The organism is Sphingobacterium faecale (assembly GCF_016746095.1).
Lineage (GTDB): Bacteria > Bacteroidota > Bacteroidia > Sphingobacteriales > Sphingobacteriaceae > Sphingobacterium > Sphingobacterium faecale.
Map to the genome: position 1 here is coordinate 305,603 of NZ_JAERTY010000001.1, position 21,791 is coordinate 327,393.

The 21,791-nt window shown below is 39.6% G+C and carries 14 protein-coding genes; 6 read left to right on the forward strand and 8 right to left on the reverse strand.

Annotated elements, in window-relative coordinates:
- From JKG61_RS01185 to JKG61_RS01220, 8 genes are all read right to left on the reverse strand, one after another.
- On the reverse strand, positions 1-2,295 hold the full coding sequence (locus JKG61_RS01185; protein WP_202101168.1) for a Gldg family protein: 2,295 nt from the start codon (positions 2,293-2,295) through the stop codon (positions 1-3).
- A gap of 33 nt (positions 2,296-2,328) precedes the next feature.
- Positions 2,329-3,261, reverse strand: a complete 933-nt coding sequence (locus JKG61_RS01190; RefSeq protein ID WP_237249334.1) for an ABC transporter ATP-binding protein — start codon at positions 3,259-3,261, stop codon at positions 2,329-2,331.
- Positions 3,262-3,272: 11 nt separating this feature from the next.
- A complete protein-coding gene (locus JKG61_RS01195; RefSeq protein WP_202101169.1) occupies positions 3,273-4,817 on the reverse strand; it encodes a PKD-like family lipoprotein in 1,545 nt (514 codons plus the stop codon).
- An 18-nt stretch (positions 4,818-4,835) separates the two neighbouring features.
- Positions 4,836-5,540 (reverse strand): DUF4843 domain-containing protein, encoded by a 705-nt coding sequence (locus tag JKG61_RS01200; RefSeq protein WP_202101170.1) that lies wholly within the window; start codon positions 5,538-5,540, stop codon positions 4,836-4,838.
- A 30-nt stretch (positions 5,541-5,570) separates the two neighbouring features.
- Positions 5,571-7,052, reverse strand: a complete 1,482-nt coding sequence (locus tag JKG61_RS01205; protein WP_202101171.1) for a RagB/SusD family nutrient uptake outer membrane protein — start codon at positions 7,050-7,052, stop codon at positions 5,571-5,573.
- Between the two features lie 13 nt (positions 7,053-7,065).
- On the reverse strand, positions 7,066-10,515 hold the full coding sequence (locus tag JKG61_RS01210) for a SusC/RagA family TonB-linked outer membrane protein (protein ID WP_202101172.1): 3,450 nt from the start codon (positions 10,513-10,515) through the stop codon (positions 7,066-7,068).
- 74 nt (positions 10,516-10,589) lie between these two features.
- Positions 10,590-11,744, reverse strand: a complete 1,155-nt coding sequence (locus JKG61_RS01215; protein WP_202101173.1) for a FecR family protein — start codon at positions 11,742-11,744, stop codon at positions 10,590-10,592.
- A 51-nt stretch (positions 11,745-11,795) separates the two neighbouring features.
- Complete coding sequence (locus JKG61_RS01220; protein ID WP_202101174.1) at positions 11,796-12,353, reverse strand: RNA polymerase sigma-70 factor; 558 nt, start codon at positions 12,351-12,353, stop codon at positions 11,796-11,798.
- Positions 12,354-12,651: 298 nt separating this feature from the next.
- Here JKG61_RS01220 and JKG61_RS01225 point away from each other — a divergent pair, with 298 nt between their 5' ends.
- From JKG61_RS01225 to JKG61_RS01250, 6 genes are all read left to right on the forward strand, one after another.
- Complete coding sequence (locus JKG61_RS01225; RefSeq protein WP_021070687.1) at positions 12,652-13,443, forward strand: sulfite exporter TauE/SafE family protein; 792 nt, start codon at positions 12,652-12,654, stop codon at positions 13,441-13,443.
- A gap of 63 nt (positions 13,444-13,506) precedes the next feature.
- Entirely contained in the window at positions 13,507-14,898 is a 1,392-nt protein-coding gene (locus JKG61_RS01230) for an MBL fold metallo-hydrolase (RefSeq protein WP_202101175.1), read from the forward strand.
- A gap of 213 nt (positions 14,899-15,111) precedes the next feature.
- A complete protein-coding gene (rocF, locus tag JKG61_RS01235; protein WP_202101176.1) occupies positions 15,112-16,053 on the forward strand; it encodes an arginase in 942 nt (313 codons plus the stop codon).
- A 318-nt stretch (positions 16,054-16,371) separates the two neighbouring features.
- Complete coding sequence (locus tag JKG61_RS01240; protein WP_202101177.1) at positions 16,372-18,882, forward strand: phosphocholine-specific phospholipase C; 2,511 nt, start codon at positions 16,372-16,374, stop codon at positions 18,880-18,882.
- A 239-nt stretch (positions 18,883-19,121) separates the two neighbouring features.
- Complete coding sequence (locus JKG61_RS01245; protein ID WP_202101178.1) at positions 19,122-20,864, forward strand: metallophosphoesterase family protein; 1,743 nt, start codon at positions 19,122-19,124, stop codon at positions 20,862-20,864.
- A 109-nt stretch (positions 20,865-20,973) separates the two neighbouring features.
- On the forward strand, positions 20,974-21,783 hold the full coding sequence (locus JKG61_RS01250) for a Cof-type HAD-IIB family hydrolase (RefSeq protein WP_202101179.1): 810 nt from the start codon (positions 20,974-20,976) through the stop codon (positions 21,781-21,783).
- The last annotated feature ends 8 nt before the right edge of the window (positions 21,784-21,791 follow it).

Genomic DNA, 21,791 nt, shown 5'->3' on the forward strand with positions numbered 1-21,791 from the left:
TTATCTACCCCTCCTTCTTAATAAAAGAATGGAACCGCTGAGCAAGAGAAGCAATGCTGTTCCCCAGATAAGGAAAATCTTTGCTATTTGCCAGATTTCCTTACTTATGGAAAATGTTTTGTCTTTATAGGGGATGGAACGCATGTCTATAGGTAGTTCGCTGTCTGTAAACCAATGGAAAGCACCCGTTAAAAGACTAAAACTTGCTGATTTTATTCCCTCTCTACTCGAATTAAGTTCAAAATTGCTCAACCAGTCAGCATCAGAAGTCACCAGTATCTTTTGCTCCTTGTCTCCGGATATATTACGTCGTAATGCTAAAGCGGTGGCATAGGCTCCTTTGGATTCGGATAGGGGATCGAACGTTACTGAATCATCAATGAAATTAGTAGTCTGCAGCTCGACCCAGCTATTCAGTGAATCTGTTTTAAATAGGGGGATAATATTAAAGTCTGTTTTGGACTTCGTAATTATAGGACTGGCACCCGACAATGGCAGTTGTAATTCTCGTTTTTCTATTGCTGAGAAATAGTAGTTTATGTCTCCGGCTCCAGGGGAGAGTTTCATGAGTAATAAGTCTGGAGAAAAAAGACTGTCTGGTTGAACTAATAAACCTTCTTGGATCTCTAAGCCCAGCGAAGCTAAGATAGGATTAGTATATTGCTGCACTCCTGGGTCTGTTGCAATAATCATATTTCCTCCTTTGTTGATATAATCATTGATGTGCAATAAATGCTGTGGAGATAATTCTTGTCTTGGCTCTGCGATAATAAGTATTTTTACGTCCTCTGATATAGGTTGGTCTAAAGATATCGACTTGAAATTAAAGCCTTGATTGATCAGCGAGTAGCGAAAAGTTTTGGCCTCTGTAAAGCGGTTGTAACCTCTGTCGTTGATCGCAGAGACATCCCTTTCGTTATGGCCATTCACAAATGCGACAGTGGGGAGTTGTTCTATAGATAGTCTTTTCAATGCCGCAGATATCTCCGCTTCGGAAGGGAACCGTTGCATATCGTCGAAAAATCGAAGAAATGTTTTCTTGCCACTTTCAGTTTCTAAGAGTCTGACCGTTCGGTATTTCTCACCTTTTAGATCAATATCCTTAGCAATATCATTTACACTAAGAATTGGAAACTTAAAATCATTGAGTTTTACGATGCTGTCTTTGGCCTTCTCAGGGCCTAAATGCTGGAATCGCTCGTATAGCTCTGATTTTTCCGGCTCCGCGAAATAGTATACATATTTCATTTTTATATCAGGTTTGAACCGGACATAACTGGCAAACTTATCCATGTCGTACTTTTGCTGGTTAGGTAAGAACCAGACATAGTCGTCGTTAAGCATATTTACATAGGTCGTAATCTGTACTTTCTCTTGTAAGGAACTCACAACTTTTTGACTCCCCTTTAGCAACGTGTTGGATTTTGTAGCAGTCAGGTCTGCATATTTTTTGAAAGAAGGGAGAGATGACAAGACACCAAAAGTTAAAACAAACACTACGACCAGTACATATTGACCTGTTTTTTTTGCCAATGAAACATGCTTTCGTTGTGCATTCATCCTGATGTACAAAAAGGATAAAAATGCGGAGATAAGTAACAAGAAATAAAGAACATCTTCTGTAGTGATCATTCCGGAAACAAACGTACTGGCTCTGCCTGATATCGACAGCCAATACGTGATATCTCTCACCCATTCCAATTCTTGCCCTACGCCCTGGATATAGCTTAAAAAGGCAAATATGGCCATCGTACCTATCGCAGCGACTACGGTGTAGGATGTTAGCGAAGACATAAATAAACCTATCGCACAATAGGTGGCCATCAATAGAAAAATACCCAATAACGCAGCGATAATAGATCCCCAATCCATGTTGTCAATGGTAATTCCACCAAATAGGACAAGTAAGATCGGTATTATCAACAGCACCAGGGAAAATAGGAGTAGAGCCATATACTTGCCTAGGATGATATCTATAGTTTTGATCGGTGAAGAAAAAAGAAGTTTGATCGATCCACTATTGATCTCTCTACTGAAGATACCCATGGTTAATAATGGAATATATAAATAGAGATACTGTTGCATAACAGAAAAAAGTGCACTTCTAGTTGTGAAAATAATGTGTGTGGCTTTGTAAACACTCCCATTGTTAAAGAAGTTTCTTAGATGGTCACTGTAGGACTCTGTGAAAGTTAAAGTACATTGTAAACTAAATATGAGGAGGATCAACCAGGCAACAGGAGAGTAGAATAAAAGCTTTATCTCTGCTTTTACTATATTAATCGCATTTTTCATGTAATTTTCTTTGTTTATATCTATGGAGTACGGTTATTTTTTATGTTGGGATAATGTGGCAAATACGTTTTCAAGCGATTTTTTTTCTCTTACGATTTCAATTAATCTCCAGCCTTTCTCCATACTTTTCTCGACGAGACGTTCCAGTGTCTCTTCGTTAAGGTCATATTCTAGGTGATACTCTGCTTTTTCCATATGGCATGCGCTGAGTATTCCAGGGATATCTTCTAACTCGGACGTACTGGGGAGCCCTTTTAGGATTACTTTGAGTACGCTAGGGGAGAGGTGGGTATCAAAATCGTGCAACGAACCTGTAAAAACCATAGTTCCTTCGTGGATCATCCATATCTGATCACATAGAGCCTGCACTTCTTGAAGTATGTGGGTCGATAAGATGACTGTTCTCTCTTCCGCTATACTTTTAATCAATTTTCTTACTTCAAGTATTTGATTAGGATCAAGTCCATTAGTCGGTTCGTCGAATATCACGATCTCTGGGTTGTGAATAATGGCTTGAGCAATTCCAACACGCTGTTGGTATCCTCCGGATAGGTTACTCAATACCCGTCTTTTGAAATGTGTTAAAGCACATTTTTCCAAAACGATATCCACTGCCTCAGGAATCGCTCTACGATCCATCAAGCGTAGTCGGGCTGCATGGATAAGAAACTCCTCTACGGTCATTTCTAAGAGCAGAGGAGGTTTCTGTGGTAAAAAGCCGATCTTCTTTTTGGCTTCTATAGGCTGTTCTTTGATATTGATTCCTTTTATAAATACCTCACCATGGCTTTGGTTCAAAACACCACTCATGATATTCATAATAGTGGATTTTCCAGCTCCATTGGCTCCCAATAGACCGTAGATACCTTTACGGGTGATTTCAAAGTCAATATCTTTAACAGCCCACTGTATTTGATATTTATGGGAAAGATTGTTTACGCTGAGGATTGGGTGTTCGATTGTCATTTTATCTATTTCTAATTGTATTGGTCAAAATAGTGAGCGGTATCATCACCGTATTTAAATGCGATTGAAACTACCCTCCCTAAATTTTCTATTTTTGACATTATTCCTTCGCTACCAGGTATTGGAAGTGCCAGTATAGGGTCTTTTGGAGAACAGATGTAGAGAGTACCATCTGCGGATGCTACTGCAAATTCGCTCTCGTCACCTCCACTTTTTAAATCGACAATAGGGCTTCCAAAGTCGTAGTAAAGTTTAAAGCTCGTCGTGTTAAAATCATAAAAGTAAACTTTAGAACCACTGGATATAAACATATACGAGCTTTTACGCATACGGTAGAATATAGACGTTTCAGTTATTATCCCCGGATTGGGAAGCTTGTACTGTTTTATCTCACTAATGTTTAAAGGGCTGGTTACGCCAAAGATGTTATATTCCTGGATGATATATTCATTGCTGGCCTTGTGTCGCAGCAAGTTCATAAAAGATTCTCCCTTTGCATATTCCGCGCCGTATATATAATCTACTTCAGCCATTTCATCCAGTTTAATAAAATCGGAAGGAAGAGTTGTCCGATAAGCGTTTTCCATAAAACGACCGTTGCTGAGACTGACTGAATTGGACATATTAATGTGTACCAGTCGATTCTGTTTGTAGTCAAATAGAGGCAGCATTCTTGTCTCGTAGGATTTAGCTTCAACAAATTGATGGGTTTTGATGATATCGTCAGTTCGAAGCGGCGAAGAAAAGAATGTCCCTGTGTGGATGACATTCGAGTTGGATTGGTATCTTTTCCAGTAAATACTGCCATCGGAAAGTACTACATGGGCCGTTGTTTTATAAAAGTGGTAGTCTTTTATGTCTTGGTTGTCAGGAATCTGTCCGCCTTTAAATTCATCGGCCAAATAGCTGATTTTTGAAAAATCACTGCCACTCAAAAATACACTCTGTTTATTCCCTTGTATGATCAGCAGTTCATCGCCCTCATCCGTGGGGAATATCTTGGTTACTATCTTAGATGGGTTATTACCGAGAGGAGCATCTGGATGTAGCTGTTGGTAAATATCTACAAAAGGGACCCAGCGGAGTTTATCTTTCTTGTCTTCATCTTTGTATTTTTCTCTTCTGATGTAGCTGAGGGAAGAGTTGTTGTTCTTTTCGGAAAGAATGACCCAGCCAGCATTGTAAGCCGAGTTTATGGTTAGAAATATCTCTTTTCTGTAAACAATGTTGTCGTTATTATCTTTCACAAATAGATAATACCAGTGTCCGCCCACTTGGGTAGGTGTATAGTCTATATTACGTTTGTTCGATACAACTTTATTCTCAAATACCCATTCAAAGTTGAAGTTTAAGGTATCCTTGTTCGGCGATTTCCATTTCAATTGTGGTTTTAGATCCAAAGCTTCACCCAAGCTAATGGTGGTCTTTCCAGTTATGCTGGAGATGGTGATTTCATTGTAGTCGATGTACTCATAGCTGCCTTTGTCCTTGAAGCAGGCTGTCAACAAGCTGCATATGAGCAGCAGTTGTATATATAAGATATGATATGTTCTCATTGTTTTATGATGTTAGTCTTAACCACCAATAAGGTTTACTGTCATTTCTGTGCCGTCGTTTTCGTAAACTGTATTTCCTTCATTTTTCATTTCTCTCAAATGATTTTTGAGAATCAGCGTCAGTTCTGTCAGTTCAGTTAGATTGTTAGGGTCTATGTCGACTCTGTTTGTCAACTTAATAAATAGGGCATACTTCTTGTCCGAATAGGTTCCCAAAAAGCTTGATTGTACTGTACCTCGCCACCAAATCGGTTGACTGATCTTATTGGTGAAATATAAGACACCTATTGAATAATTCCGTTCACCAACTTTGAATGCGTCTGTTTCTTTTATTTGATACACGATTTTTACGGGATTATCCTTGAGGTCCGGTGTGTTATTGACTTTAATCCAGATGGTGTCACGCACTTTATTGGCACCCAGTATCAATTGATTTGGTATTTCATAATGCTTAGCTTGAGCAGTGGTGACTTCTGGTATAACTTGTATTTCTAGATTTCTATCTTGTGTAGATGGAATACCTATCAGGTCGACACTAATAGGAAACATACGATGAGATGTATCAGGAACATCTAAAAAAGTACAGGTCAAAGAGTCATTCAATGGACGGCTAAATTGAACATAATTGTCGCCCTCGAATAGGGGAAGAGTGTCCTCTTTACAGCCTTCGAATAGGTTAAGCACTGCTACTATAGCTATATAGATATAGAGTTTTCTTTTCATCTTTAAAAAGATTTTAGAATTCATAAATAGTTAATAACTGGATTCGCTATACGGAATTGGGATAGTCCATTCCTCTGGTTTCATGATACGATTGGACAACCCGTTATAAATATCGCGCTGTAACCTTTTGAATAGATAGAAAGTATGACCCTCCGTCAGTGTTTCCTTGATAATATCTTGATAGAGTTCTTCTTTCATCTCTTCTACAGTCATATTCTCATTCAGTATACGTTTGGCACCACGATTAGTCCGTATTGTTTTGAAGAGTGCAAAAGCCTCGGCTTTTTTACCTTCTTCGAGAAGACATTCGATCATGATATGGAAAGCTTCTGAAAGTCGGATCATGGGGATAATGGGTCCCTGTGCAATAACAGTTGTTGCATCATTACTTCTGGGCCTAGCCCATGTTAGGTATCTCTTGTCGCTATACCGGTTATAATAGCCTACATAGCGGTAATCATCCCGGTCGTTCTGGAATAGAATATCCATGTTTTTCATTTGATAGGCGGAGGGAGATCTCGTAACCGCTTCCCAATTGTCGAAATTTCTGACATTATGTCCAGCTAATATCAGTTCATCAATTTTCTTTATGTACACCCAGTCGACAAGATTGACAGATCCTTGGTAAATAGCAGGAGTCCATGAGATACGATTCTTTTTTTTATTGAATTGGTAAAAAGTGTCAGCATATCGAAGAGCTTCTTTGTGATCACCTTTGTAAAGATGCATACGCGCCAGTAGCACAGTAGCCGCATGATAATTCATCCGTTGTGCACGCATGGTAAAAAACAAACCCTCGGGCACCTTGGTATTACTGGTTTGCTTTATCTTGCCCTGTGAAAGACGCCATAAGGAGTAATCATACTTGATGGTATCGATAGAAGCTAATAACTCTCTAGCCTTCTCCATATCGGTCGTGATTTTTTTGAAGAAGAGCTCCATACCAATATGCTCGGGTTGTTTGGTAGGGTAAGCTGTTACGTAAGGTAAGGCGCTACCATTGTGGTTTGCCTTAAAAGATGGAGCGAATAGTCTCAACATTTCAAAATGTAACATGCCCCGTAATCCGGTCATCTCGCCGATAATAAGACGTTTTTCCATCTCTCCGTGCTCAAAGAAAGTGGAGTCCTTTGATTCAGCCTGTTGTATTATATTGTTACAGTTTGCAATAACATTATAGGTTTTTTTCCATACTTGTTCGGTTAGTTCCTGTGCAGAGATATTCTCCCAATTGAAATCTGCTGCTTGACGTTCCGCAGTTCCTAGGTCACTGTTGATTTCATAATTGTACCCCATGGCACTCAGCATTCCCCAAGTGAGATTTTTGCCGTATAAACTAGGCTCCGAAATTCCCCGATATACGCCATTTACAGCGATACGCATATTTGCTCCATCTTTAAAGATGGTTTCTTCCAGTACCTCTTGTTGTGAAGAGACGTCCAAGAATTTTTCGCAGGATGTATTTATCACTATGATAAAGAGACCCACTAATTTTAATAATTCCTTTTTCATTATATATTCAAGGTTATAATGTGGTACTTAAGGTGAAAGAGAAGGTACGGGCAAAGGGATAATTTAATCCTCTTTCTTCACGTATCGTAGAGAATCTGGCAATGTCATTCATATTGATTCCTAATCTCAGGCTCTGTAATTTTAACCGGGCGATTACCGAAGGAGCAAGGTCGTACATCAATGATGCAGAGTTTAGTGCCAGATAGTTATTGGTCTGGACGAATCGGGAAGTTGGACGCGTGACGAAAAGTCGGTCCTGGATAGACTTCAATGTAGTGATATCACCCGGTTTCTGCCAACGGTCTGTCAGCGCACGTACATCGGCATTGTAGAACAATAGGTTGACGTTTTCGATGTTTTTGATGATGGATTCATTGTAAGAATCTCCGCCAAATGCATAAAGAAAGCTGGTGTAAAGTGAAAATTGTTTGAACCGTACATTAATACCAAAGGCGCCTTGTGCTGTGGGTTCGGTATTTCCAATCACGACCTGTTCATAAGGAGCCCATTCCTTGGTGATGTCTCCATTGCGCTTCTGGTATATCTCTTGTCCATCAGCGGGATTGATGCCTAATGATTTCATGCCGTATATCGCTGTCAGAGAGCTTCCTTCCTCAAATTTACGTATAGGCTTGATAAATGCGGAGTTTTCGTCGGCTCTGTCCTCCAGCCATTGATAGGCACCTGCCTCGCGGTTTTTATACTTTTCGTAATGGGCATCTACACGATCGTTGTATTGCTTAAGGTTTTCTGCTATTTCTACAATCTTATTTTTGTTATGCGCGATATTGGCAAAGACAATAACATCCCAATTCTTTTGGCTATAGACCTTAAAGTTACCGATTGCTTCTACCCCTCTGTTTAATACTTTCCCGACATTATCGCGATAGGTGGAAAAGCCAGAAGACGAAGGAAGGGAGACATCGGAGATCAAATCGTAGGTTTCCTTATTGTAATAATTAAGTTCTAAAGTGTACCTGTTTTTGTAGGTGACATCTATACCTATATTAGAAGAAAGTTGTTTTTCCCAAGTCAGATTTTTGTTCCCCATGTAGATTAGTTCGGCTCCTATTCCTGTAGCATACCATTGGTCGTTCATTAGGTTGTAGGTATTCCGAGCCATGTAAGGTGCGAAGTTTGATTTTCCAGTTTGACCAATATTGGCTTTCACCCGTACTATGTTAAACTCAGGAATCTTGAGGTAGTTATGTATGTTCATTCCTGTTCCCAAAGACCAAAAGGGTGCCCACCTGCGGTCCGTACCAAATTCGGATGAACCGTCCATACGGACAGAGCCATCAAATAGGTAGATGTTATTTATGGTGTAGTTGACGTTGGCAAAACCACCCAGAAGGCGAGTTTTGTTATCGGAGAAAAGTGGTTTTTGCTTGATCTTGTTCGCATTACTAGGGGAGTTCAGATCACCATTCGGAAATCCAGAATACTCTGCTGTCGAATAGTCGTAGGAGGCAGCTTTGGCATTCATCCCCACAGCAAGATTGAAACTGTGCACACCGTAGTTTCGGTTGTATGTCGCAAATAAATTGGTATTCCAGCCGAATTGATCTTCATTCTGAACTTTTAATTCGCCTATCTCTTCTGTTGGGATTTTAGAATCCGAATAGCGTGGAGAGGCTGGATCAATGAATCTATTCTGTTGAACCTGCTTATAGTTTATTGCAAATTGTCCCCTTACTGTCCAATAATTGTCGATGTACCAATTGGCGGATAGGTTATTGGAAAATTCTTTGTATTTATTGTTACTAAAACTGCCTAGCGTAGCTTCATAAATAGGATTTAGAACATTTTGAAGTCCTCCATAATCTGGTTGAGTTTGTACGAGATCCCCATTCTCTTGATGGATAGCGTAGTAAGGTTGCAGCCTGGTATAGGTTTCGAATGTACCATAAGGCGAATCATCAGACTTCACAATATCTACCAAGGACTGGTTACGGACTTGTAATCCTTTATGTCTGTATTCCAGACTTATCCCCGTTCCTATCCGGTTTCTTTTAGATTCCTTCATAACGCCATTTTGATTATCGTACCGTAAATCGACTCCCATGCGCAATGCTTCTGAGCCTCCTTCGACGTAGACATTATGACGGTTGTTGAACATCGTTGATAAAGGCTGCGATAACCAATAGGTGTCAATTCCTTTACTGATCATATTCTGTTTTTGCGTCCGTAACCATTGTAGATTCATCAGACCTGCATCATAGTATTTGTCGCGAGGCGCGTCGGGGTGGTGTTCGAATAGACCAGCAGCAGTCTCTGCGTCAAGCTTTTGGCGGGCATTCATGAGGTTATAACTTGATAGATCCGGAGCCGTTATATCGAGATTGGCCGTATAGTTTATCCGAAACTGGCCCGGTTTAGGGGTTATTGTTTCGATGACAATCACTCCATTTGAAGCTCTAGATCCGTACATGGCTGTCGCTGCAGCATCTTTGAGTATAGTAATGTGGTTAATGCGCTGCAAACTGAGATCGTATATTCTCTCTAGGGTAGCTTCGAAACCATCCAAAATGAATACGGGTAGATTGGGGTTGTTTTTTAATGCAAACTGACTTACAGAACCTCCCTCTGCCATATCCAACTCCATGACTCCTGGAAAACCAGACTGTCCGCGGATATAAAACTCAGGTAAAGCATTAGGGTTGGAACCGATATCTTTGTTGTCCATCATACGTAAAGAGGGGTCAAATACCTGTAAAGCACTCATTAGGTTAGAAGAGCTGATTTGTAACAGTTGCTCTTTAGTAATCTGTATAGCCGTGCCCGTAAAACTCTGCTTATTTATCGTATTATATCCTGTGACCACTACATCCTCGACATTGGCTACGGCATCATGCAGTGTGATTTTTACCAGGGGCTGCCCTGCAGTAACTGTTATTTCTTTAGCCATTTTACCTAGGGATGAAATAACCAGGACTTCTTCTTTATTTTGGATATCTAAGGTAAATTGTCCTTTATCGTCAGTTACCGTTTTTAATTTTGTGTTTTTCACACTGACAGATCCGCCGGCGATCGGAGTGCCGGATACATCGAGTACTTGTCCAGTAATCTTATAAGTCTGCTGTTTGTTGTTTTCTTTTGCTTGCGGTGCTGGTGATATGACTATGCTATCTTCTATTTTCTTAAAATTCAGACCACTATTGTCGAGCATGAGATTGAGGAGGGTGCTGTAATGCACATCCTTTAGATCGACGTCCATCCTTTTGATATTGGCGACTTGATAATCACTGTATAGAAAAGGGATATTCGTCTGTCTTTCAATTTCACGGATGACTTGGCGCAATGACGCATTTTTTATAGAAATGCTGACCTGTTGCGAGTTGGCTGTTCCAGCATATATTTGTGCCGAAACTGCAAAGCAGAGCAAAAAGGATATCTTCATGGTTAGAAAAGATTTTTCAAAGCATACGCCATACAGCATATGCCATTTAGGTTTTTTTTTCATATTTTCGTTTTGGTTAGAGTGTCAATTTACTTTGGCAAAGCCATTATCGGCGGTCGGTAGTCGCATACTGACCGCTATTTTGTAATATATATTTCCTGTCCCTCCTTTCTGTATTTTATTTCCTGAGTATGTGTCAGGAGTTGCATGATTTTTTCTAAATTATCTTTCTTATAAAAAGTTCCTGTAAAGGTTGTTTTCTGTGCTTCTTCGGAACCGAAATGTACCTTGATGCCGTACCAACGCGACAATGTGGACATAATATTGGAAAGGGGTTCATCATCAAAGATAAACTTGCCCTTTGTCCATCCTGTTATTTTTTCAGTGTTAGTGGGCATGATACTGATACGGCCTGTCAGGATATCTACCTGAGCCTGATTTTCCGGATACAATATGCGCTCTTTTTCTTCGATACGAACACTGACTTTTCCGCTTACCAATGAAGTTTTTATAGCCTTTTTATTATAGGAGTTAATATTGAATTTCGTACCAAGTACTTTTACTTTCATCTGATCTACATGAACTACGAAAGGTTTATTGGGGTTATGGGCTACCTCAAAATACGCTTCTCCATCCAGGTATACCTCCCGATTTTGAGCCGCAAAACCATTTGGATATTTAAGCGTTGATGAGGAGTTGAGCCATACCCGTGTTCCATCTGCTAAAGTTATCTGATATTCACCTTTTAAAGGGACTTGCAGTGTATTGATTGCATTGGTTTGATATTGTTGATCCCTGTAGACTAATCCATTGGTGTCCTGTTCAATCCCCATGGAGGCTAGTTTTAAGGCTTCTTTATCATTAAGAATTTCGTCCAGTACGACCTTCTGTCCATTTGAAAGCGTTAGAACAGCTTGTTTATAGCCTGGTGAGGTCTCTTCCGGAAATTGCTCCTTTACAGCTAAAGTCGGGGATGGGGTTTTATACCAAAGTAGTGCAGAGAAAAATAGGAACAGCGCAGCAGTTGCTGCCGCAGCTTTAAAAAAGGTGAGTTTTGTTTTTGCGCGTTGTGTTCTTCTTCTGAATATCTCAAAGGCTAATTCAGAATCTATTTGTGAATTTTCTTTTTGTTTGTCTTTATAAAAATTTTGATCAAAAGATTTGCTTAAAGAAGACTCCGTAATTCCCGCCTCTTTGGAGATGTTTTTTAACTCGTCCATCTCTTTATCATCAAGTTGATGTAATAGTTTTTTTGCAACCAGCTTGCTTAGTTTGAAAATACGGTCTATCATTCGTCTTTTTACTCTTTATATAAGCTAAGACGAACTCGAATATGGAAAGTGTCAAAAAAAATAATTTTTCTGAAGAAGCAATAAAAGTAATAGGTGTAATTTATGATATAGTATTTTTTTTCCTCGTTTTTTATGAGATTTTACGGAGTCTAGCGAAAGTTCGAGTAATTGCGCTATTTCTAGGTTCGAATGTCCTTCTAGGGATAATTCAAAGATGGTATTAGTGGGAGAGGGAAGACGCTTAATAGCTTCGCGCAACGTTAAGAAAACTTCTTCTTCAAGTACTTTTAGTAAAAAAAAATCTGATCCTTCCGATATACTGTTTAAATAAGTCCCTTTTACTTTGGCTTTTCTAAGCGTATCTATACACTTATTGGCTATACTTTTATACATATAAGAACGTAGTGACCGAATATCATCCATGGCTTTTCTATGATGCCAGATGTCAAATATTACATCCTGGACGATATCCTTTGCTTCTTCCTCATCTTGAATGTACTGCATAGCAAATCTGCAAAAAAGCGGATAATACAGATCATATAGCCTCTTAAAAGCAGTTTCTTTTCCTTGTGAAAGATCCTTAAGCCAACTTATATCTTCGTCAATCATCAGGCATTACATTATATTGGTCAGTACTTGTATCAGTGATTATTTAGCGATGAAGTGCTCTCTATGCGTATAACGTCTAGCATTGCATGATGAAAAGTAGGGATTTTATCTTCTAAAAAAAAAAGTATTCTATATTTTTCTTTTGTAGTTACACATTATTTATTCAATTCATCTTGAAGAGATACTTGCTAAGTATCTAGCCTTTAGGGATAGTAAGGTATGTATAGTAAATGTAACACAAGTCACCGATAGTTCTATTTATTTATGGCACTTTTGTACTACCAAAAAATAATATTGAATGGAGGTCTTAGGTTTTTTATCGGCAATTTTGATTGGACTATCCTTGGGGCTGATTGGCGGAGGGGGGAGTATTCTGACGGTGCCCGTATTGGTCTATTTTTTTCATATTGATCCTGTTCTTGCGACAGCCTACTCTTTGTGTGTAGTTGGTACCACGAGTTTTGTAGGCTCGGTTACTTATTTTAAGCAACATCTGGTCAATCTTCGTACAGCTTTGATTTTTGGTATACCGTCTATCATTGCGGTCATGGTGACGCGGGTATGGTTGCTGCCTCTTATTCCTTCGGTAATTTATACATCTGATATGTTTATCATTACCAAAGACATGTTGATTATGATTCTTTTTGCTATTTTAATGGTATTAGCGTCTTATCATATGATAAAAAATCGCGAGGAAAAGCAGGTCGTAGAAAATGATAGGCATTCTTTTGGTGTTCTTTTGTTACAAGGTATTTGGATTGGGGGTATTACTGGTCTTATAGGTGCAGGAGGAGGTTTTTTGATAATTCCGGTACTTGTCAATAATCTAAAAACCCCAATGAAAGAAGCGGTCGGAACCTCGCTTTTAATAATTTCGGTTAATTCACTCCTTGGTTTTGTATCTTCACTGCACACTATTTCGGTCGACTGGGCATTTCTTGTGAAGATTATATTGTTGGCTGTTGTGGGGGTACTGATAGGAACCTATTTGGCAAAAGGTATTGATGGACATAAATTAAAACCAGCGTTTGGTTGGTTTGTATTAATTATGGGAGGCTATATCTTGGCAAAGGAGCTATTGAAATGGTAAAAACTACTGATCCTGGATTAGTATAGAATTATAGATATAATATAAACTTTAAAAATGTAGATTATGTTTTTTAAGCACGTATATGATGAGAGTCTTGCTCAAGCAAGCTATTTAATAGGGTGTCAGGCCAAAGGAGAAGCGATCGTTATAGATGCGCAGCGTGACGTCGATGTATATTTGGATATTGCCAAAAAAAATAATTTAAGGATTACACATGTTGCCGAGACGCATATACATGCTGACTTCTTAAGTGGTTCTAGGGAGTTGGCGGCGATTACAGGAGCGACACTCTTTCTTTCTGATGAGGGAGGCGATGATTGGCAATATCAGTTTGATCATCAGGGACTGCGAGATGGAGATAAGATCAAGGTAGGTAATCTCACACTGGAGGTATTGCATACACCGGGGCATACTCCTGAGAGTATAAGTTTTCTTCTGACGGACCATCCTGCTACTGACGCCCCGGTTATGGTATTTACAGGAGATTTTGTTTTTGTGGGAGATATCGGGAGGCCTGATCTTTTGGAAAAGGCAGCAGGTATTGTAGGAACACAGGAAAAAGGAGCCCAACAGATGTATCAGTCTGTTCAACGTTTTACGGAATTAGGAGACTATATACAAGTATGGCCAGGACATGGGGCTGGCTCTGCATGTGGCAAAGCACTTGGGGCTGTACCGAGTACCACGGTTGGGTATGAAAAGATCCGCAATTGGGCATTTCAATTTGCTAGCGATGAAAAAGCTTTCGTCGATTATCTGTTGGATGGTCAACCCGAACCGCCAACTTATTTTGCGATGATGAAGCACCTTAATAAGGTGGACAGACCTTTGCTTCTGGAGGTTCCAAAACATCCAAAGCTTACGAAAGAGCAATTTGTTGCAGCTTATGACAAGGGTTTGCCTGTTATCGATACGAGAAATAAAGTTGATTTTGCCAAGGGCTTTATTAGAGGTAGTATTAATATACAGAATAATAAGTCCTTCTCTACTTGGATGGGCTGGCAATTGAACTATCAGGAGCAGTTTATATTGATTGCAGAAGAGGAACAGATCGAAGATCTTACGCGAAAATTAATGCGTATCGGCATGGACAATATGTATGGCTATATTACAGATGTGGGAGAAGTGGAAATGGCTTTGGATACTGCCGATATTATTGATCGGGATACTTTTAAAACGTATTTGAATAGGGAAGATGTGCAATTGATAGATGTACGAGGAGCAAGTGAATATGCTTCTGGACATATTATAGGAGCTGAACATGTTTTTGTCGGTACCTTGCAAAATCATTTAGATCAAATCAGTCGAGAGAAACAGGTCGTTATCCATTGTCAAGCGGGGGATCGTTCGGCTATCGCTTATTCTATTCTTAGAAAGCATGGCTTTGAAAATGTGAAGAACTATTCGGGAGGAATGAAGGATTGGAAAGATGCAGGAGAACAGACTGTAGTATAGCTACACGATAAAGTAGAGCGATAGGCCGAATAATTTGTGGTGCAAATACGGAAGTAGTCGGAATTGGTAGTAAAAATTCTTGTCTATCCGTTATTTGCACTTTTTTTTATTGAATTCGTAATTAAGGTTGAGTTTGTAGTCGCAGTTTTAGATATTTGTTAAATAATCTCTTTTGGGCTATCGTTAATAGATAGCTATACGAAAACTAAAGTTATGCAAACATCGATAGAAATAATTAAGAACAGGTCGGATATTGGAGCTGGTACTAGAGGCGCGGATTTGGGTATCGATGCTATGGAGATAGCTGCCATTAATAAAGGGAGTGATTTTTTTCACAGATATCCCTTTGTAGATGTGCAGACCCGTAATGAATCTGTGTATGAAAATGATCAGCATCCATTTGCAAAATACATACCTTATATTTATCAACAATGTACAGAAGTTGCTTCTGTAGTCGCCAAAACGCTTTCGCAGGGAAAATTTCCTTTAGTATTCTCGGGTGACCATTCTTCAGCAATGGGAACAATAAGCGGTATTAAATCTGTTTTTCCGGAAAAAACGCTGGGTGTGGTGTGGATTGACGCACATGCGGATATTCACTCACCGTATACGACTCCATCGGGCAATATGCACGGTATGCCGCTAGGTGCTATGCTTGGGGAAGATAATATGAAATGTAGGATCAATGAACTGGATGAAGAGACAGAGACCTATTGGAATAAATTGAAGGATTTAAAGATTGGAGGAGCAAAGATAACGGCAGATCATTTAGTTTATTTCGGAGTTAGGGATACGGAACATCCCGAGGATTCTTTGATAAAGGATCTGGGGATCCGTAATTACATGGTAGCGGAAGTTAGAGAGCGTGGATTGGAATATTGCGTTAAGGAGGCTCTGGAGCAACTGTCTGCTTGTGATATGATCTATGTGTCTTTTGACGTAGACAGTATGGATAGTGAATTAATTTCTGATGGTACAGGAACACCTGTGCCAAGAGGTTTTTTCCCTCAAGAAATATCGACGCTATTGAAGAATTTAACAGATTCTGGTAAAGTCCAATGTTTGGAAGTTGTGGAAGTCAATCCGTTATTGGATAGTCAGGGCAACAAAATGGCAGAAGTCGCTTTTGATATTTTGGAAAAGCACTTTCAATAGATGATTGTATAGGCTTACGGCTTTATTTTATACGCCCCGTGAATATGGTAACGATCTAAGATTACCATATTCATGGGGCGTATTTTTTTAGTTGTTTTTGAATCTATATCAATAAAAAACGCCTGAAGCGGGGAGCTACAGGCGTTCTTAACTAACCAATTATTAACCTAAATTATGAATACCCAAAGTTAAGTGGATCAGTCTGTTTAAAGTGTTAAATACTTGTTAAGGAATGTTGTATAACAGTATTGTGACAAGTGGAGCTGTTATTTTAAAAGAATAGTGACTAGCTTCATGTTAATAATCAACCTATTAACTATGGAAAGTAGAAGAGAATTTTTGAGGAAAACATTGTTGTTTTCAGGAGCTGCGGGTATCACAGGTTTCATGCCGTCATCTATACAAAAGGCATTTGCTATAGACCCTGAGATGGGTAGCAGTTTTCTAGATGCCGAGCATGTAGTCATCCTGATGCAAGAGAATCGTTCTTTTGATCACGCGTTAGGAACTCTTTCTGGCGTTCGTGGTTTTAATGATCCTCGAAGTATTTCGTTGCCTAATGGACTACCGGTTTGGTATCAGACAGATAAGGATGGTCATACTTTTGCTCCGTTTCGATTAGATTTGAAAGGGAGTAAAGTGACTTGGATGGGATCGTTGCCTCATAGTCGGGCTAGCCAAGTCGATGCCTTCAATAACGGTAAGTATGATAAATGGTTAATTGCTAAGCGCCCCGGAAATAAGAAGTACGCAGAGATGCCACTTACTTTAGGGTATTTCACCAGAGAGGATTTGCCTTTTCACTATGCGCTAGCAGATGCTTTCACCGTATGCGATCAGAATTTTTGTTCTGGAATGACGAGTACTACGCCCAATAGATCTTTTTTTTGGACCGGCAAGATTTCTGAAATGAAGGATGGGATGCAAAAAGTGAATATCCGTAATGAGGACTTTTCCTACGGTAAACATACTTGGAAGAGTTTTCCGGAATTGTTGGAAAGTCAGGGGATAACATGGCGATTTTATCAAAATGAAACTAGTTGTGGGGGAGGTCTTACTGGAGAAGAGCGGTCTTGGCTTGCAAATTTTGGATGCAACCTTTTGGAGTTTTTTCAAGCTTATAACGTTAAGTTTAAAGATACCTATATTGCTAATCTTGAAAAACAGGCTCGTGATTTGCCAGGACAGATTACTGCGTTAGAAGAGCGTTCTCCCGGCTCCGAAGAAGAAGCGAGAAGAATTAAAGAGGATATAAGAAAGAAGAGTGATACGTTAGAGATAGCAGAACGTGACTTAAAGACTTTTAGTTCTAAAAGTTATGAACAGTTGTCTCCGTATTTTAAATCGCTTAATAATCGGGCTTTTACTATCAATCGTGGAGATGATAATTATAGGTCGCTTGTTAAGCTGAATGTGACCCATAAAGGAACGCTTCGTGAGGTTGAAGTCCCTAAAGGCGATGTGTTGCATCAATTCAGAGAAGATGTAAATATGAATAGGCTCCCGGTTGTTTCCTGGTTGGCAGGTCCAAAGAATTTCTCAGATCATCCGAGTGCTCCTTGGTATGGAGCTTGGTATGTGTCAGAAATATTAGATATATTGACCAACAATCCTGAAGTATGGAAGAAAACCATATTTATCATCACATATGACGAGAATGATGGATATTTCGATCATGTGAAACCCTTTGTTATCCCCGACTTGAAACAAGCAGACACGGGAAAGTGTTCTGTCGGAATTGATAGTGAAGTTGAGATGGTTCGTTTGGAAAATGAACTTAAACAAGGTGTGCCTAAGAAACAAGCAAGAGAAGGGGCTATCGGGTTAGGGTTTCGGGTTCCTATGTATATTGTATCTCCTTGGTCTAGAGGAGGCAAGGTTTGTTCTGAAGTTTTTGATCATACATCAACACTTCAATTCTTAGAATACTTTGTGCGTAATAAATTTAACAAAGATGTACAGATTGATAATATAAGTGATTGGAGACGTACTATTTGCGGAGATTTAACCAGTGCTTTTACTCCCTTTTTAGGGAAACAAGATAAACTCCCCTTTCTAGATCGTAATGAATATATCAGTACCATTTATAATGCGCAATTTAAGGATGAGCCCAAGGCCTTTATAGAAATTAAGGATTTGAAAGGGACAAAGCGTAGCAGGCCTGATGGATTCCTACAGGTGCAGGAAAAAGGGCGCCGTATTGCAAACGCAATTCCATACGACTATGACGTAATAGCCTATACGGAAAATAAGAAGTTTGTTCTGATGGCAGAAGTTTCTACACAGATTTTTGGTGTTAAAACTGTTGGCGTACCATTAAATGTCTATAGTCCTCTGTCTTACAGGCTGGAGGATGGAAGTGTAGAATCTTTCAAAAACTGGAACTTTGCAGTTAAAGCCGGAGATAAAATATTTTACGAATGGGAATTAAGTCGTTTTTTAGGTACCCGCTTCCATTTCTTAGTACACGGCCCTAATGGATTCTTTCGCGAATTTCAAGGCGATGTTAAAGATCCGTCGATTGCGGTGGGAATTGTTCCTGAATTAAAATCAGTTACTCGTATTGCGACAGGGAAGGTAAATGTTATCATAAAAAACCTTAGCGGGACTGAGCAGCGTGTTAACCTTAAGAATGTAAGTTATCAATCTATTCAGGACACACGTTTGGTCAAAGCTAACAGCGAAGTTAGGATACCTATAGATTTATCTGGACAGGGAAACTGGTATGATTTGGAAGTGAGGGTTGCTGGTGCTGAGAATTTTTGTACGAGAATAGCAGGAAGGGTAGAAATGGGAAAAGAAACTTCGACAGACCCTTTAATTGGATGATTTTTTTCAATAAAGAACGCCTGAAGCGGGGAGCTCCAGGCGTTCTTAACTAACCAATTATTAACCTAAATTATGAATACCCAAAGTTAAGTATATAGCCCTATTTAAAGTGTTAAATACTTGTTAAGATTCTTGTAGTAATAGTATTGTGACAACATACTGCGATTATATCATAAAATGCTGTTTAGGTTTGCTAATGCATTTTAGCTAATTTTAGCCGTACTTTTAATTATTCCAATATGTGTTTCAACCCGCGTCTTTTTTCTGTTTTTATTCTTTCTCTTTTTTCCATGGTCTGTTTGGGCCAAGAGCTTGATCACGAAAAAAAAGACCGTGATTTAAAGATATTGGTGATTTCGGATTTGAATGATGCGTATGGTTCGGTCACCTATAGTACGGAGGTACATCGTTTAATGGGGCGGATAAAGGATATCAATCCAGATATTATCTTATGTGGAGGGGATATGGTTGCAGGGCAAAAAGCCTCCTTGCGTAGATCTCAGCTAGATAGTATGTGGAGCGGATTTCACGCTTCGGTGTTGGAGCCTATCCAGCAGATGAATATTCCTTTTGGTTTTACGATGGGTAATCATGATGCTTCTCCCAATTATAAAAATGATCGGGAAGCGGCTTCTGCCTTCTGGATGACCTATAAAGATCAGGCAAAACTTACTTTCGTGGATGATACCCACTTTCCATATTATTTCTCTTATCTAAAGAATAATATTCTGTTCTTGAGTTGGGATGCGTCATCATCCGTTATTCCCGATGCGGTAAAGAGTTGGATGCAAACACAATTGACTTCTGCATATGCACAAAAAGCAAGGGGGCGCATTGTCTTAGGACATTTGCCTTTATACGCACTAGTAGAATCGAAAAACAAACCTGGCGAAGTGATCGATGATGCGGATGCTACCTTAGCCTTTTTTCGGGAATATCGAGTGGATATGTATATTTCCGGACATCAACATGCTTATTTCCCAGGATCCAAACAGCAGGTCACACTCCTGCATAGTGGTTGCCTCGGAGGAGGACCTAGACCATTACTGGGGCATGACGTCCCAGCTTACAAGTCCTATGCAATTATAGATATCCCGAAAAAAGGAGGGATGAGCAAGGCGAGTATACTTGGTTTTGTTGCACCAGATGACCGTAAAGTACCACTTAATACGTTACCCCGAGAAATAACGGGGTTCAATGGAACTGTAAAGCGTATAGACCGCTCCCTTAATGGCGAAAAATTAACTTTACCCAAGTTATCGAAGAATGCCTTACCTGCAAGGCACATTGTACAGCAACTTTCTGATTTAGATAACGAACAGCGGGAGAAAGCAATAGCGGATATTTTTCTTAGGGGGAACTTTCCAAAATTTATGCGGAAATTAAAACGGATTGATGTAGCTGGGCTGGATGAAAAGGGAAATAGGATAGATGCCTATTATTATGTTATGCCTGATTATCTCATGTTGGGTACGGATACCGATTTCGTACGATTGCCGATAAGACCTAGCACGGCTCAGTATATAGCCGATTCGTTGGGATTCGTGTTGAGCAATAGTAAGATCTGTGATGCTGTTTATCAACAGGCAAAGGTGAAGCTCGAGCCTTTACCATTAACAGAAGATAGAGAGCAGTTCAATACCTTTGTGGCGCACAATGCTCGTATTGAACAACAAAGACAAGGGCGAAAAGGCCTTATCGCCGGAATTAAGAAGGATGTGGTGTCGACTGAAAAGCTTCGTGCCACTAAAGGAAAATTGGCACTATACGGTTGGCATAAATTGGATGGTAAACCTATACAGCCCGTATTTACCGGACATGCCGATTATTACGTAGATTATAGCCACGGCATTCGGTTTGTATACCCTTACCTCTTTGTTGGTAAGCAGAAAATAGCATTTGATGACGCGCTAATGAACTCCTCATTGCGTGTTATGCTGACCGATGAGAACGCAAGTTCTTATTATAATTACCCTTGGTAATCCAGTAAATGAGATACATCTGGACTATGTTGTATTGTTATTTCTGTATCATTTAACTGTTCCAGCTTAGACCTATGTTTGTACTGTGTTTATTAAACCCCGTACAACTATGGTTAAAGCTATTTTTTTTGATGTAGACGGTACTTTATTACGATTTAATGAAGAGACTATTCCTGATTCGATTCTTGATAGTCTACGCTGTTTAAAAAACAGTGGAATAAAGGTGTTTGTCGCGTCTGGGCGTTCCTATGCGCAGATTAAGCGTGTCACCGACTTTCCTTTTGATGGATTTGTTGCTTCGAATGGAGCGGTAGGCATCGATGCGGAAGGAAAAGTTCTTTATAAATCATCTATACCATATATCGATCTATTTAATCTGGTACAATACCTAGAGTCCAGACCTTCGGCATTTTGTGTTTCTTATATGACCGATGAAGGTGTTTTTGCCAATGATATCAACGAATTACTGAAGCATCATTATTCACTTATCCATATCCCTCTTCCTGAAAAGCGCCCTCTGTTGGAGTTATTGCGTTCCAAAGTATTTCAGCTGACTGCCTATATCACTCCTGAGCAGGAAAAGACAATCATCGATAATATTATGGTCAATTGTGTAGCGACGAGGTGGCATGATGATTTTGCAGATATCAACAATCAGCGCTATAACAAAGCGACCGGAGTCGCCTTTTGGTTACGTTATTATGGAATTGGAAAACGTGATACGATGGCTTTTGGAGACGGTGGCAATGATATCGAAATGCTCAAATATGTTAAGTATGGGGTGGCTATGGGGAATGCGCGTCAGGAGGTAAAGGATATCGCTTACCATGTCACTGCTGAAGTAGAAGAGGCAGGAGTCGTACAGGCGCTAAAGTACTTTAACCTGTTACAGGAAGAAGATGGATTGATTACACTATAACTGATAAA